The organism is Stutzerimonas stutzeri KOS6, assembly GCF_000307775.2.
In the GTDB taxonomy this organism is placed as follows: Bacteria; Pseudomonadota; Gammaproteobacteria; order Pseudomonadales; family Pseudomonadaceae; genus Stutzerimonas; species Stutzerimonas stutzeri_B.
Window position 1 is genome coordinate 196,778 of record NZ_KK020678.1, and the last position, 14,278, is coordinate 211,055.

Here is a 14,278-nt window from a genome sequence, read left to right on the forward strand (position 1 = left end):
TGCCCGCCATTCGCCTCTAGAAGCGGTAGATCGCGGCTGCGCCACTGCCGGTCGGCATGCGTTCGGTCGGTACCACGACGACTTCGCCACCTTGCTCCAGTGTCCAGATGGTCAGCTCGTCCAGTACATCGGGCGTGTTCACCTCCTGCTCGTCTGCCGAGACCGCCGTTCGTTGAGTCTTGTCGACGTGGCCGGGGATCTGCCGCTCGGCTTCGACCAGCAGCGTGGCGACTCGACCCTGGCGAGTCGCCTGGCCGATGTCCTCCAGCTGGTCGGAGGCGAGTCCCTGGCCATGGGAGGCGCCGAACTGGCTGAGCAGCCCCTCGAGTCGCTTGAGATAGCGCGGCTGCATGACCATCCAGCTTTTCCGGCGCAGTTCCTCGATGCCGAGCGCAGCGTGCCCGGTCTCGATGCCCTCGGGTAACAGGCATTCGTTATGGCTGAGGCGGCGGTAGTGAGGTTGTTGTTCCGGCAGCGCGGCGAGGATCAGGGGCAGACCCGAGGGCCTCGAGTGATGCTCGCTGATGGCTCGGTCGACCTCGCGGAAATAGCGGTCACGATCACGGTCGATCTCGGCCTGCTTGCCGCTGCCGCCGGCTTCTACCTGCATGGGGTCGCCACGTTCGCTGGCGCGGCTGTAGCCCTGGGGAAAGCCGCTCTGGCCCTTGTCCGTCAGATCGTTGCCCAGTGCATCGGCAAGGGTTCGCGGAACCGCTTCGTGAAGCCTCACCTCGTCCAGGGCGTCGCGATTGCCTTCGAACAGGCGCACCGAATCGCGCGACAGGCAGAGAATCTGGTAGCGATCAGCCGATTGTGCAATGCGCACCAGGGGTTTCAGGTGCATGCGCTCATTGGCGACGGCCATCTCCGGCACGCTGCGCTGCAGACGATAAACCTCGAAGTAGCCCGGTGCGCCAAACGCGGCCAGGCCGTCGAGGCTGTGATTCCAGAAATCGCTGTTGTCGATCAGGGCGTGGAACGGTTCGAGCAGGGCAGGCACCTGCTCGGCGTGGCCTTGCCGCTTGAGCGCGTCTTCCAGCTGCCGGACCAGCTGCTTGAAGCGGATCGGGTCCTGCTGACGCTCCGGAAAGCTGCGATGGGTGGGCTGGTAGAGGGACAGGCAGGGCCCATCACGGTGGCTCAGCAGTTTCGTCAGGGTTGCGCGATCGAGCAGTCGGTTCATGCGTGGCCTCCAGTTGCAGTGGTTCGGTCCCTCGCAGAGGTGGTCGATGGCACGTTCACTGGCCATCGATAGTGAGGTCAGTGGCGGTTTAGCTTGTTCAGCGCGTGGTCCAGTGCGTGGCTCAGCTTCTGCGCCGCGCCGTTGATCGCCAGTTCAAGGGTTTCGGCCTTGTGGGTGGCCGAGACCGGGTCGCGACCCTTGGCGCGCGCCTCCATCTGGCAGCGCTTGTCGTGCGGCCCGCTCTTGTTGCTGTTTTCGTCGTTGAGATGCACTTCGATGCGCGTCAGGTGGTCGTCGAAGCGTTCCAGTTCGGCTTCAACCGTTGCCTTGATTCGTTCTTCGAGCTCCTTGGTAACGCTGATGCTGTGGTTGCTGTTCACCAGAACCTGCATGGCTGTCCTCCTGAGTGAAGTGCTGTACGCAACCGATTCGGGGCAGGGGCGCGTTACAGCTACACAAGGTACGACGTGGCAGCGTGGGGCGGGTTCCGCCACATTGTCCTGCCCGGACGCGCGGTTCCAAGCCTCAGCTCACGACGCCCGCGTACTCGCTCCGGCGTGCCAGGCCGGCTTTCAATGCCTCGACCAGCAGGCGGACCCGGGGCAGCGAATAGCGTCGCTGCGGGTAAACGGCCCAGACGGCCGTATCCGGTGGCTGGTTGGCGTCCAGCAAGGAGATCAGTTCTCCGCGGCGCAGGGGATCCTGCACGTAGTAATCGGGAAGCTGACACAGGCCGAATCCTCGCAACGCTGCATCCAGCACTGCTTCGCCGCTATTGCAGCGCCAGTTTCCACTGGGCTTGAAGTGCTGCTCGCGACCATCGACCTGAAAGGCCCAGACGTCGCTCGTTCCGATCAGGCAGTTATGTCGCGCCAGTTCCGAAAGCGTATGCGGTCTCCCATAGCGCTCCAGGTAGCCCGGGGCGGCGCACAGGAACATCGCCCGCGGTGCGATGCGGGTGGCAACCAGGCGCGACTCGCTGAGCTTTCCAAGGCGGATGGCCAGGTCATAACCTTCCTGCACCAGGTCGAGGGTGCGGTTGGACAGTTCGATATCGACGCGCAGCTGCGGATGCCGGGCCATGAATTCGTTGACCAGCGGCACGATGAAGCGTTCGCCGTACGCGACCGCGGCAGTCATGCGCAGCAGACCGGTCGGCGCGCTGTGCAGATCGCTGATGGCCAGGAAGGCTTCGTCGCGCTCCTCGATCAGCCGCTGACAGCGGGCAAAGAAGGTGTGTCCGGCTTCGGTCAGCGAGACGCGGCGGGTGGTGCGATAGAGCAGGCGCGCCTGCAATCGCTCTTCGAGGCGAGCGACCTGGCGGCTGACGTGCGAAGACGATACGCGCAGCCGCTCGGCGGCACGCATGAAGCTGCCGCATTCGACCACGGCAACGAACTCATCGAGGCCTTCCCAGCGATTCATCGGTTCTCCAGCATGCAAGGGACTGAGCGCGCGGCATGGGCTCACCGAAACAGGGCGAATCGAGCCTCAGGCAGTAGGATTATCCCCGTATAGCAACAATGTTTTCCAGGATCGTCAATTAATCCCTGCCTGGACGTGAATTACACTCTCTGCTTTCCAATCACATCGAGAGTGATGTCCATGTCCATCAAGTCGCGTGCCGCCGTTGCCTTCGGCCCCAATCAGCCCCTGCAGATCGTGGAAGTGGACGTCGCGCCGCCCAAGGCTGGCGAAGTCCTGATCCGCATCGTCGCCACCGGTGTCTGCCACACCGACGCCTATACGCTCTCGGGCGAGGATTCCGAAGGCGTCTTCCCGTGCATCCTCGGTCATGAGGGCGGCGGAATCGTCGAGGCGGTGGGCGAGGGTGTCACTTCGGTCGCGGTTGGCGATCATGTGATTCCGCTCTATACCGCCGAATGTCGCGAGTGCAAGTTCTGCAAATCCGGCAAGACCAACCTGTGCAGCTCCGTACGGGCTACTCAGGGCAAGGGCCTGATGCCCGATGGCACCACGCGCTTCAGCTATCAGGGCGAGCCGATCTACCACTACATGGGCTGCTCGACCTTCTCCGAATACACCGTGCTGCCGGAAGTCTCGGTGGCGAAGATTCCTAAAGAAGCACCCTTGGAAAAGGTCTGCCTGCTGGGTTGCGGCGTCACTACCGGTATCGGCGCAGTGCTCAACACCGCCAAGGTCGAAGAAGGCGCTAGCGTAGCGATCTTCGGGCTGGGCGGTATCGGCCTGGCGGCGATCATCGGCGCCAAGATGGCCAAGGCCAGCCGGATCATTGCCGTCGACATCAACCCGAGCAAGTTCGCCATCGCCGAAGAGCTGGGTGCCACCGACTTCGTCAATCCGAAGGAGCATGACAAGCCGATCCAGGAAGTCATCGTCGAGATGACCGATGGCGGCGTCGACTACTCCTTCGAGTGTGTCGGCAACGTGCAACTGATGCGTGCAGCGCTCGAGTGCTGTCACAAGGGCTGGGGCGAGTCGACCATCATCGGTGTCGCTGGCGCCGGCCAGGAAATCAGCACGCGCCCGTTCCAGTTGGTCACCGGCCGCGTCTGGCGAGGTTCGGCGTTCGGCGGCGTAAAGGGTCGTACCGAGCTGCCGAGCTATGTGGAGAAGTCGCAAAGCGGCGAAATCCCGCTGGACACCTTCATCACCCACAACCTGCCGCTGGACGAGATCAACGAGGCGTTCGATCTGATGCACGAAGGCAAGAGCATCCGGACCGTCATCCATTTTTAAAAGCCGATGAGAGCGCCGGAGGCTGAAGGCGGGACGATTCGCGTCTTCGTTCAGCCTCCAGCGTTTCCTCGGCTTCTGGAGATTTCATGGAAAACCTTTCCTGCCAGAAAAGCTTCGGCGGCTGGCACAAGCGTTACCGCCATCGATCCAGCAGTCTGAACTGTGACATGGTATTCGCCGTATACCTGCCGCCCCAGGCGGAGCAGGGCGAGAAACTGCCGGTGCTGTACTGGCTGTCCGGGCTGACCTGCACGGACGAGAACTTCATGCAGAAGGCCGCTGCGCAACGCCTCGCCGCCGAGCTCGGCCTGATCATCGTCGCGCCGGATACCAGTCCGCGCGGTGCCGGTGTGCCGGACGATCCCGATGGTGCCTGGGATTTCGGCCTCGGTGCCGGTTTCTACCTCAACGCCACCGAGCAGCCGTGGGCGCAGCACTATCGGATGTATGACTATGTGGTCGAAGAGCTGCCAACCCTGATCGAGGCCAACTTCCCGGTTTCCGATCGTCGCGGCATCAGCGGCCACTCCATGGGTGGCCATGGCGCCTTGATCTGTGCGCTCAAGAACCCTGGCCGTTACCAATCGCTGTCGGCCTTTGCACCCATCAGCAATCCGCTCAACTGCCCGTGGGGCGAGAAGGCCTTCGGCAACTACCTGGGCCAGGATCGCTCGCGCTGGCGCGAATGGGATGCCTGCGCGCTGATCGGCGAAGCCGGCGAGAAACTACCGATCCTGGTGGATCAGGGCGATCGCGACGACTTCATGGTCAGCCAGCTGAAACCCGAAGCGCTGGAGGCGGCAGCCAGGGCGGCCGGCCACCCGCTGACCCTGCGTATCCAGCCCGGCTATGACCACAGCTACTACTTCATCGCCAGCTTCATCGACGACCACCTGCGTCATCATGCCAAGGCGCTGAAGGCGTAGGGTGGACGACGGCGAGGCCTCATTCACGCGTTTGCTCCGGTCGGCGCCGTTGCCGCCGGGGCGTTTGCATGGCGCGTCGGGCCGCGTGGAAAACGCTTCGCGGTTTTCCATCCTACGAAACCGCATGCCGAGGCGCTGAAGGCGTAGGGTGGATGACGGCGAAGCCTCATCCACGCGTTTGCTCCGGTCGGCGACGTTGCCGCCGGGGCGTTTGCATGACGCGCCGGGTCGCGTGGAAAACGCTTCGCGGTTTTCCACCCGACGTAACGGTGCATGGCCAAACAAAAAAGGCCCGACCGGATTTCCCGGTCGGGCCTTTCCATCGCCAGGAGCTAGAGCGATGGATAATCGGTAAAGCCAGCCGGGCCCTGGGCATAGAACAGTTCGGGCTTGGGCTCGTTCAGGGGGGCGTCCTGGCGCAGGCGCGTGACCAGGTCCGGATTGGCGATGTAGGGGATGCCGAATGCGACCGCATCGGCCTTGCCTTCGGCCAGCCAGGCGTTGGCCTGCTGCTTGGTGAAGCGCTCGTTGGCGATGTAGACGCCACCGAAGATCTGCTTCAACTGCGGGCCGAGGCTGTCCTCGCCGGCTTTCTCGCGGGTGCAGATGAAGGCGACGCCGCGCTTGCCGAGCTCGCGGGCCACATGGCCGAAGGTTTCGGCGCGGTTTGAGTCGCCCATGTCATGGGAATCGGCGCGCGGCGCCAGGTGTACGCCGACGCGGCCGGCGCCCCATACCGAGATGGCTGCATCGGTCACTTCCAGCAGCAGTCGTGCACGGTTTTCCAGCGAGCCGCCGTAGGCATCGGTGCGTGTGTTGGTGCTGTCCTGCAGAAACTGGTCGAGCAGGTAGCCGTTGGCACCGTGGATCTCCACGCCGTCGAAGCCGGCTTCCTTGGCATTCTCGGCACCCTTGCGGTAGGCCTCGATGATGCCGGGAAGCTCATCGGTCTCCAGCGCGCGAGGGGTCTCGTAGTCCTTCATCGGACGGACCAGGCTGACATGTCCGGCCGGCTTGATGGCGCTCGGGGCGACCGGCAGCTGGCCGTCCAGATAGATCGGGTCGGAGATGCGGCCGACGTGCCAGAGTTGCAGGACGATCTTGCCGCCCTTGGCATGCACCGCGTCGGTGACCTTCTTCCAGCCCTGAACCTGCTCGGCGGACCAGATGCCGGGAGTGTCCGGGTAGCCGACGCCCATCGGGGTCACCGAGGTGGCTTCGCTGATGATCAGGCCGGCATCGGCACGCTGGGCGTAGTATTCGGCGATCAGGTCGCCGGGCACACGGCCGGGCTCGGCGCGGCAGCGGGTCAGCGGCGCCATGATGATGCGGTTTGTCAGTTCCAGGTCGCCGATCTTGATCGGGTCGAAGAGTGTGGGCATAGCGATACCGCTCCTGTGCAGGTGGTTCGGGAAATATTCAGAGGTCTTGGCCGAGCCGCTCGATGAAGGTCTGGATGACTTCGTCGTTGCGCTTGAAGAAGTGCCACTGGCCGACTTTCTGGCTGGTTACCAGTTCGGCCTTCTGCAGCGTCGCCAGATGGGCCGATACGGTCGATTGCGACAGGCCGGCGCGCTGGTCGATCTGCCCGGCACAGACACCGGTTTCCAGCGAGTGGTGCTGCTCGGCGAAGTGGCGCTGCGGTTCCCTGAGCCAGCGCAGGATGTCGCGGCGCAGCGGATGGGCGAGTGCCTTGATGATGTCGTCGAAATCGTCCGGCATGGAAAGTCCCCGGTGTGTATATCGGAACACGACGAACTATATATCGGGGATTTGCGATATTGGATCGATTCGGCTGATGGTGCTTATCGTCGGTGTCGATGATCGGCCGCATCGAGGTGATCCGCTCAAGCGGCTGTCGGCTCCTGTAGAATCGTCGCCTCGAGATTTTCCAGGGTTTTGCATCTATGCGTATCGGCCACGGTTACGACGTGCACCGCTTCGGCGAAGGCGATCACATCACGCTCGGCGGCGTGCGGATTCCACACAGATACGGGCTGCTGGCGCATTCCGACGGTGATGTGCTGCTGCATGCCCTGAGCGATGCACTGTTGGGCGCCGCGGCGCTGGGCGATATCGGCAAGCATTTCCCGGACACCGACCCGCAGTTCAAGGGCGCCGACAGTCGCGTGCTGCTGCGCCATGTACTGGCGCAGGTACAGGCCAAGGGCTGGCAGGTCGGCAATGTCGACGCCACCATCGTTGCCCAGGCGCCGAAGATGGCCCCGCACATCGACAACATGCGCGCATTGATCGCTGCGGACCTGCAGGTGCAGCTGGATCAGGTCAACGTCAAGGCGACCACCACCGAGAAGCTCGGCTTCACCGGGCGCGAGGAGGGGATCGCCGTGCACGCCGTTGCCTTGCTGGTTCGCGCATGACCGAAGACCAGTTGCTTGGCCCGCGTGCCCATGGTGATCCTTGCGGCAGCGCGGTACTCAAGGCGGTAGCCGAGGATTTCCAGGTCGACGAGGTGCTCGACATTCCGCTCTCGGGCGAAGGCGAGCACCTGTGGCTGTGGGTGGAAAAACGCAACCTGAATACAGAGGAAGCCGCCCGGCGCATAGCCCGTGCCGCCGGCGTACCTTTGAAGATGATCAGCTATGCCGGTCTGAAGGACCGCCAGGCCCTGACCCGGCAATGGTTCAGCCTGCACCTGCCGGGCAAGGCCGACCCGGAGCTGGCTGCGGCGGAGGACGGCAGCCTGGCGATCCTCAAGCGTACCCGCCACCAGCGCAAGCTGCAGCGCGGGGCGCACTCGGCCAACGGCTTCCGGCTGCGCCTGACCGAGCTGCGCGGCGATCACGCGCTGCTCGATGCTCGATTGCAGCGGATCAAGGAGCAGGGTGTACCGAACTACTTCGGGCTGCAGCGTTTCGGCTACGACGGCGGCAACCTGCACGGTGCGCGAGACTTCGCCGCCAAAGGCGAGTTGCCGGCGCAGCGCAACCTGCGCTCACGCCTGCTCTCTGCCGGGCGCAGCTACCTGTTCAATCGCGTGCTGGCCGAGCGGGTCGGCGATGGCAGCTGGCAACGGGCGCGCGTGGGCGATCTGCTGGCCTTTACCGACAGTCGCAGCTTCTTTTTGGCGGGTGAAACGGAATGCAGCGACCCGCGCCTGGCGATTCTCGACCTGCATCCGTCGGGGCCGCTGTGGGGGGCGGGCGGCTCGCCCGCCAATGACGACGTTCAGGCGCTGGAGGATGCGGTCGCTGCAACTGAGCCCGGTATCGCCAATTGGTTGGCACAAGCTGGAATGAAGCACGAACGGCGAATTCTTCGCCTCCCCATCGGCGGTTTGTCGTGGCATTATCCCGGACCTGACATTCTGCAACTGGAATTCGTCCTGCCGACCGGATGCTTCGCTACCGCCATGGTGCGCGAGGTGGTCAACCTGGCAGGGCAGACGGACATCTGATGCGTATTCTGATCGCCAACGACGACGGGGTGTATGCACCTGGGCTCGCCGCGCTTTATGACGCGCTGGCCGATTATGCCGAGTGCAAGGTGGTCGCCCCGATCCAGGACATGAGCGGAGCCAGCAGCGCGCTCACCCTGGATCGCCCGCTTCATCCTGTAAGCATGCCGAATGGCTTCATCGGCTTGAACGGCTCACCCACCGATTGCGTGCACCTGGGGCTCAACGGGTTGCTCGAGCAAACGCCGGACATGGTGGTTTCGGGGATCAATCTCGGCGCCAACCTGGGTGACGACGTGCTCTATTCGGGTACGGTCGCCGCGGCCATCGAAGGACGCTTCACCGGGCGACCGGCATTTGCCTTTTCCCTGGTGTCACGCTCGACGGACAACCTGCCGGCAGCCGCTTTCATTGCCCGCTCGCTGGTAGAAAAGCACGACCAACTCGAGCTGCCGCCGCGAACCGTACTCAGCGTCAATGTGCCCAATCTGCCGCTCGATCATATCCGTGGCATCCAGCTTACTCGCCTGGGACATCGCAGTCGGGCCAAGCCTCCGGTCAAGCAGGCCAACCCGCGTGGCAAGGAGGGCTACTGGATTTCCGTCGCCGGCGACGTGGAAGACGGCGGCCCGGGTACCGACTTTCATGCCGTCATGCAGGGCTACGTTTCCATCACCCCGCTGCAGCTGGATCGAACCTTCCATGAGGCCTTTCACGGCCTCGAGAGCTGGCTGGAGAAAGTGCTGTGACTCATCGCGGACAAGACAGCCTGCTCCATGGATCGGGAATGACATCGCAGCGCACGCGGGATCGGCTGATCCAGCGCCTCTACGAAGAAGGGCTGTCCAACGCCCAGGTGCTGGAGGTGATTCGCCGTACCCCGCGTCACCTGTTCGTCGACGAGGCCCTGGCGCACCGCGCCTACGAAGACACGGCGCTTCCCATCGGTCATAACCAGACCATTTCGCAGCCGTTCATGGTCGCGCGCATGAGCGAGCTGCTGCTGGCCGATGGCCCTCTGGACAAGGTACTGGAGATCGGTACCGGCTCCGGTTACCAGACCGCCGTGCTGGCGCAACTGGTCGAACGAGTGTTCTCCGTCGAGCGCATTCAGGCCTTGCAGGACCGCGCCAAGGAGCGCCTGGTCGAACTCAAGCTACGCAATGTTGTCTTTCGCTGGGGCGATGGTTGGGAGGGCTGGCCTGCGCTGGCGCCATACAACGGCATCATCGTCACCGCAGCGGCAACCGATGTGCCGCAGGCTCTGCTCGACCAGCTGGCGCCCGGTGGGCGTCTGGTGATTCCGGTAGGTGCCGGCGAAGTCCAGCAGCTCATGCTGATCATTCGAGAGGAGAACGGCTTTTCGCGTCATCTTCTGGACACTGTGCGTTTCGTGCCGCTGCTCAATGGCCCCGTGATTTGATCATTCAGCGGAAGAAAGCATGAAAAACGCTTTATTGTTGTACGCCAAAGGCATGGCCATGGGCGCGGCGGATGTGGTGCCCGGTGTCTCGGGCGGTACCGTAGCGTTCATCACCGGCATCTACGACGAGTTGCTGCGCTCCATCAGCGCGGTGCCCTATGCCGTCGGCCCGTTGCTGCGAGGGCGCGTCGGTGAAGCCTGGAAGACCGCCAACGCCGGTTTCCTGCTGGTTCTCTTTGCTGGCGTTCTCACCAGCATTCTCAGCCTGGCCAGGTTGATCACGTTTCTGCTGGAGGAGTACCCGATCCCCGTCTGGTCGTTTTTCTTCGGTCTTATCCTGGTGTCGGTGCATCTGGTGGGCAAGGAAATCCAGCGGCGCAACCTTTCGCGGCTGCTGAGTTTCTGCCTGGGGATCGGCTTCGCCTACTGGATAACCGTAGCGGCCCCCGTGCAATGGGGCAGCGGTAGCCTGAGCCTGTTTCTTGCGGGGGCGATTGCCATCTGCGCGATGATCCTTCCGGGTATTTCCGGCAGCTTCATTCTCGTGCTGCTGGGGCTGTATCCGGTGGTGCTGGGTGCCGTGAAGAGCCTCGATATCGGTGTGATGATGACGTTCGCTGGCGGATGCCTGGTCGGGTTGCTGAGCTTCGCCAAGTTCCTCAGCTGGCTGCTCAAGCATTGGCGCGACATGACCCTGGCGTTTCTGACCGGTCTGATGCTCGGCTCGCTGAACAAGGTCTGGCCCTGGAAGGAAACGCTTACCTGGCGTACCAGTTCCAGCGGCGAGAATGTTCCGGTACTGCAGCAGAACCTGCTTCCGGGAGCCTATGGTGATCTCACCGGCCAGGATCCGCAGCTGCTCTTGGCTGTGCTGCTGGCGGTCGGCGGTATCGTGCTGGTGTTGGCGCTCGAGTGGTTCGCCGGTCGGCGTCAGCCCATGACCGAAAGCGTCTGACGCAGTTGTCTATGAAAGGGAGCGGGCATTGAGGCTCACAGCAGTACGGCGGTGGATTCGCGACCCCATGGTTCGTTCGATGCTCGGCGTAGCGCTGATCGCCGGTACGCTGGTCGGCTGTGTCTCCTCGGCTCCTGGTGGCAGTGTGCAGGTCGTCGATCGCAATCAGCGTGACCGCGTCACCAGCGGCCAGTACGTCGTTCGCCGCGGCGACACGCTCTGGTCGATCGCCTTCCGCTTCGGCTGGGATTGGCGCGAGCTGGCACGCGTCAATGGTATCCAGCCGCCACATGTCATCTACCCTGGACAGAAGATTCGGTTCAGTGGCGCGGCAACTCGGGTGGCCGCCGCCACGCCCCGTCCGGCGCCGCAGGCCGCACCCAGACCGGCGCCATCGACGCCGGTCGTAGTCGCCACGCCGGTGCCCCGTCAGCCTGCGATCACCGCGCAGCCAGCTCCGCCGACCAGCCAGCCAGCGCGTACTCCGGTGACGCCCGTTACCCGCTCCGCAAGCGGCTGGGCATGGCCTGCGAACGGCACGGTCATCGGTCGTTTTTCCTCAAACGGTAGTTTGAATAAAGGAATTGATATCGCTGGGGAATTAGGACAGCCTGTTCTGGCTGCTTCTGATGGGACTGTGGTGTACGCCGGTAGTGGATTACGGGGTTACGGCGAACTTGTGATCATCAAGCATAGCGATACCTATGTAAGCGCCTACGGACACAACCGCAGGCTGCTGGTGCGGGAGGGCCAACAAGTCAAGGCTGGGCAAGGTATTGCCGAGATGGGGTCTACGGGAACCGACCGGGTGAAGCTGCATTTCGAAATTCGTCGCCAGGGTAAACCCATCGATCCGCTGCAATATCTGCCGAGACGTTGACCTGTCGCCTGCCTGTTCCAGCACTAGGTTAGGCTTGAGCGTAGCCAGGGACCCGCGTCGCTTGGGCCTGTTGTCGAACTCGGAACAGGACAAGAATAATGGCACTTAAAGACCAAGCGCTGGAGTTTGACGTCGACGATGCGGTTCTGCTCATGGAAACGCCGATCCACTTCGACCAGAAGGGCAAAGTGACCAAGGCTGCCAGTGCAGGCAGAACCAAGGCCGCATCCAGCAAACAGCACAAGTTCATCGATTACAACCGGGCGCTCGATGCGACCCAGCTGTACCTCAACGAAATCGGCTTTTCCCCTCTCCTGACTCCTGACGAAGAAGTGCATTTCGCCCGCCTTGCGCAGAAAGGCGATCCGGCGGGGCGCAAGCGCATGATCGAAAGCAACCTTCGGCTGGTGGTGAAGATCGCGCGGCGATACGTCAACCGCGGTCTGTCGCTGCTCGATCTGGTCGAGGAGGGCAACCTGGGGTTGATTCGCGCGGTGGAGAAATTCGACCCCGAGCGCGGTTTCCGTTTTTCCACTTATGCGACCTGGTGGATTCGGCAGACCATCGAGCGCGCGATCATGAACCAGACCCGTACGATTCGCTTGCCGATTCACGTGGTCAAGGAGCTGAATGTTTACCTGCGTGCGGCGCGCGAGCTGACGCAGAAGCTCGATCACGAGCCCAGCCCCGAGGAGATCGCCAATCTGCTCGAGAAGCCCGTTGGCGAGGTCAAGCGAATGCTCGGCCTGAATGAGCGTGTCACCTCGGTGGACGTCTCGCTCGGTCCCGATACGGACAAGACACTTCTCGATACGCTGACCGACGATCGGCCGACAGACCCATGCGAATTGCTACTGGATGACGATCTGTCGGCCAGTATCGACCAATGGTTGTCCGACCTTTCCGAAAAACAGCGTGAAGTCGTCATTCGCCGCTTTGGCCTGCGCGGGCATGAAGCATCCACGCTGGAGGAAGTAGGGCAGGAGATCGGTCTGACCCGGGAACGGGTTCGACAGATTCAGGTCGAGGCGCTGCGTCGTCTTCGCGAGATACTCGAGCGTAACGGACTGTCTAGCGACGCGTTGTTCCAGTGATCGAAAGCTGCGTCGGAGTGGATACCAGTCCGGCGCAGTTCTTCCCTTGATGCTTCCCAGGCTTTCGCGACTTCGACAATGCGCCGGCCAGTTGTCTGGCTCCATTGGCTTAAGTCGGCCGAGCTGAATTTCCCATTCTGCTCAGTCGCTTGTAGGCTTTTGCTTACAAGTTCTGTAAGCAAAACTCAGGTGACAACAGTGATCACCCGCTATCTATCCCTTGTTTTATTTCTAACTCGTTGATTTTAAATAGCTTTTATTTTCTCGCTGATATTGTCCGGCGGCTCGCGTGGCGTCCTGCCGCAGTTGTTACCTGGCTGGCGATCATTAATATCGCCCCCGTGCTCAAGGATTAGCACAGCCTTCAGGATGAAGGTTAGGGATCGTCGCTGGAAGCGATGTCATCAGGACGATGAGAACGGATACAGGGAACAGGGAAGGAGGCGGGCGGGATCGAATCCCGCCCCTTTTTTTGCCTGTGAAAAAGAGCGCTGAACCGAGTTGCCCGCGCGCGGCCTAAGGCTGAACAGTCCATAAGCGGAGGCACCATATGAACGGTGAGCAGCAGCAAGACCAGTCGCCTGAGGAACGGGACGACGTAGCCCGCCGCCCGGAAGAAGCGGACGAGGACCAGCTTGACGAGGCGATCGAGGAAACCTTCCCCGCCAGCGATCCTATTTCCCCCTGAAACAGCTACCGACGCCGACTACGCGCGCTCTGCCGCACGCTTCAGCAATGCGGGCAGCACATGCGCACGTAGCAGCGGCGCGATGTCGTCACGCTGGCAGGGAGCCATAGCCAGCCAGCCCATCTCTTCGATCTCTGCCTGGACGCTGACTGCATGCGGTAGGCGTCCGATGAACACGTCGGCCTTCACCAAGTGGTCAGGCTCGTTGGCCGCCAGCGCCTGAAACTGCCCCAGCGCTTCGAAGTCGCGGTCTTCCAGAAACAGATGCAGCTCTTCCTCCAGTTCCCGCCTGAGCGTCTGCAGGGGCATTTCGCCAGGCTCCGCTTTGCCGCCGGGGAGCATGAAGAAGCGCGTCGCGCGCTTGCGTACCACCAGAATGCGCCCGAGCTCGTCGAACAGGCAGGCGATAGCGATGGTCAGGGTTTTTTGGGGCATGGCTTCATCCTGTGGTCCGTGAACCAGGGCGATCAGTGTTTTGCTTCGTTTATAGCGCGCCAGGCGGTCAGCCAGCGTATCCGGCAGCTTTTCAGCCCCGGTAAAGCCAAGGCGGTTGTAGAAGTTCAGCAGGTCTGGCTTGCAGAATAGCCAGACCGGACCCTGCGCACAGCTCAGCGCCCGGCGTATCAGCTGCTGGCCAATCCCCTTTCCTCGTTCCGATGGACTTACCAGTAGCCCTGTCAGGAAGTGGCCATGCGCGACAGGCGTCAGGCACAGGCCGGCAACGATATCGCCGCGTCTGGCAATCCAGCATCTGGCCTCGGGGCGGATGCGGTTGCGGTTGTTGTGGGTTCGATAGAACCTCACCAGCAGGGGCTTCAGGGGCAGGGGGAGCTGCAGGTACTCAAGTGCGGGCATGGCCGTCCGGGGCGTTGTCGAGGTCGCCAGTCTAGCGCGTGGCGCGCCCTCGCCAAAGTCCGACCCGGCAACTGGGGCCGTTCATCCGTGTGCTGCATCTTTCCACCACAGTTGGGTATCTCACCCTTAATGCCC

The 14,278-nt window shown here is 62.6% G+C and carries 16 protein-coding genes; 10 read left to right on the forward strand and 6 right to left on the reverse strand.

Features of this window, described 5'->3' with window-relative positions; genetic code table 11:
• Positions 1-16: 16 nt before the first annotated feature.
• The 3 genes from B597_RS44830 to B597_RS44840 form a co-directional block, all read right to left on the reverse strand.
• The gene (locus B597_RS44830) at positions 17-1,183 is read right to left on the reverse strand and encodes a baeRF3 domain-containing protein (RefSeq protein WP_003295035.1); all 1,167 of its coding nucleotides are present in this window, start codon (positions 1,181-1,183) and stop codon (positions 17-19) included.
• Between the two features lie 77 nt (positions 1,184-1,260).
• Complete coding sequence (locus B597_RS44835) at positions 1,261-1,575, reverse strand: HPF/RaiA family ribosome-associated protein (protein ID WP_003295037.1); 315 nt, start codon at positions 1,573-1,575, stop codon at positions 1,261-1,263.
• 133 nt (positions 1,576-1,708) lie between these two features.
• On the reverse strand, positions 1,709-2,608 hold the full coding sequence (locus B597_RS44840) for a LysR family transcriptional regulator (RefSeq protein ID WP_003295038.1): 900 nt from the start codon (positions 2,606-2,608) through the stop codon (positions 1,709-1,711).
• Between the two features lie 180 nt (positions 2,609-2,788).
• Here B597_RS44840 and B597_RS44845 point away from each other — a divergent pair, with 180 nt between their 5' ends.
• Entirely contained in the window at positions 2,789-3,904 is a 1,116-nt protein-coding gene (locus tag B597_RS44845) for an S-(hydroxymethyl)glutathione dehydrogenase/class III alcohol dehydrogenase (RefSeq protein ID WP_031323812.1), read from the forward strand.
• Between the two features lie 86 nt (positions 3,905-3,990).
• Complete coding sequence (gene fghA, locus B597_RS44850; RefSeq protein ID WP_003295039.1) at positions 3,991-4,830, forward strand: S-formylglutathione hydrolase; 840 nt, start codon at positions 3,991-3,993, stop codon at positions 4,828-4,830.
• Positions 4,831-5,162: 332 nt separating this feature from the next.
• Here fghA and B597_RS44855 read toward each other — a convergent pair whose 3' ends face one another.
• Together B597_RS44855 and B597_RS44860 are read right to left on the reverse strand one after the other, a co-directional pair.
• Positions 5,163-6,212, reverse strand: a complete 1,050-nt coding sequence (locus B597_RS44855) for an alkene reductase (protein WP_003295040.1) — start codon at positions 6,210-6,212, stop codon at positions 5,163-5,165.
• Between the two features lie 37 nt (positions 6,213-6,249).
• Positions 6,250-6,552, reverse strand: a complete 303-nt coding sequence (locus B597_RS44860; protein WP_003295042.1) for an ArsR/SmtB family transcription factor — start codon at positions 6,550-6,552, stop codon at positions 6,250-6,252.
• A 185-nt stretch (positions 6,553-6,737) separates the two neighbouring features.
• Here B597_RS44860 and ispF point away from each other — a divergent pair, with 185 nt between their 5' ends.
• From ispF to B597_RS47460, 8 genes are all read left to right on the forward strand, one after another.
• Positions 6,738-7,211, forward strand: coding sequence for a 2-C-methyl-D-erythritol 2,4-cyclodiphosphate synthase (gene ispF, locus B597_RS44865; RefSeq protein ID WP_003295043.1), 474 nt, complete (start codon positions 6,738-6,740; stop codon positions 7,209-7,211).
• Positions 7,208-8,248 carry a tRNA pseudouridine(13) synthase TruD gene (gene truD, locus B597_RS44870; protein WP_003295045.1) on the forward strand — a complete coding sequence of 347 codons (1,041 nt, stop codon included), beginning with the start codon at positions 7,208-7,210 and terminating at the stop codon, positions 8,246-8,248. The genes ispF and truD overlap by 4 nt, the downstream gene beginning before the upstream one ends.
• On the forward strand, positions 8,248-8,997 hold the full coding sequence (gene surE, locus B597_RS44875; RefSeq protein ID WP_003295046.1) for a 5'/3'-nucleotidase SurE: 750 nt from the start codon (positions 8,248-8,250) through the stop codon (positions 8,995-8,997). The genes truD and surE overlap by 1 nt, the downstream gene beginning before the upstream one ends.
• Positions 8,998-9,035: 38 nt before the next feature.
• Positions 9,036-9,671, forward strand: coding sequence for a protein-L-isoaspartate(D-aspartate) O-methyltransferase (locus tag B597_RS44880; RefSeq protein WP_024162532.1), 636 nt, complete (start codon positions 9,036-9,038; stop codon positions 9,669-9,671).
• 19 nt (positions 9,672-9,690) lie between these two features.
• On the forward strand, positions 9,691-10,626 hold the full coding sequence (locus B597_RS44885; protein WP_003295048.1) for a polyprenyl-phosphate transporter: 936 nt from the start codon (positions 9,691-9,693) through the stop codon (positions 10,624-10,626).
• 67 nt (positions 10,627-10,693) lie between these two features.
• Positions 10,694-11,506: a peptidoglycan DD-metalloendopeptidase family protein gene (locus B597_RS44890; RefSeq protein WP_024162534.1), complete on the forward strand. Its 813-nt coding sequence runs from the start codon at positions 10,694-10,696 to the stop codon at positions 11,504-11,506.
• Positions 11,507-11,604: 98 nt separating this feature from the next.
• Positions 11,605-12,600, forward strand: a complete 996-nt coding sequence (rpoS, locus tag B597_RS44895; RefSeq protein ID WP_003292232.1) for an RNA polymerase sigma factor RpoS — start codon at positions 11,605-11,607, stop codon at positions 12,598-12,600.
• Between the two features lie 550 nt (positions 12,601-13,150).
• A complete protein-coding gene (locus B597_RS47460; protein WP_024162535.1) occupies positions 13,151-13,288 on the forward strand; it encodes a hypothetical protein in 138 nt (45 codons plus the stop codon).
• A gap of 18 nt (positions 13,289-13,306) precedes the next feature.
• Here the strand turns inward: B597_RS47460 and B597_RS44900 are convergent, their stop codons facing one another.
• On the reverse strand, positions 13,307-14,143 hold the full coding sequence (locus B597_RS44900; RefSeq protein WP_003292231.1) for a GNAT family N-acetyltransferase: 837 nt from the start codon (positions 14,141-14,143) through the stop codon (positions 13,307-13,309).
• Between the last annotated feature and the right edge of the window lie 135 nt (positions 14,144-14,278).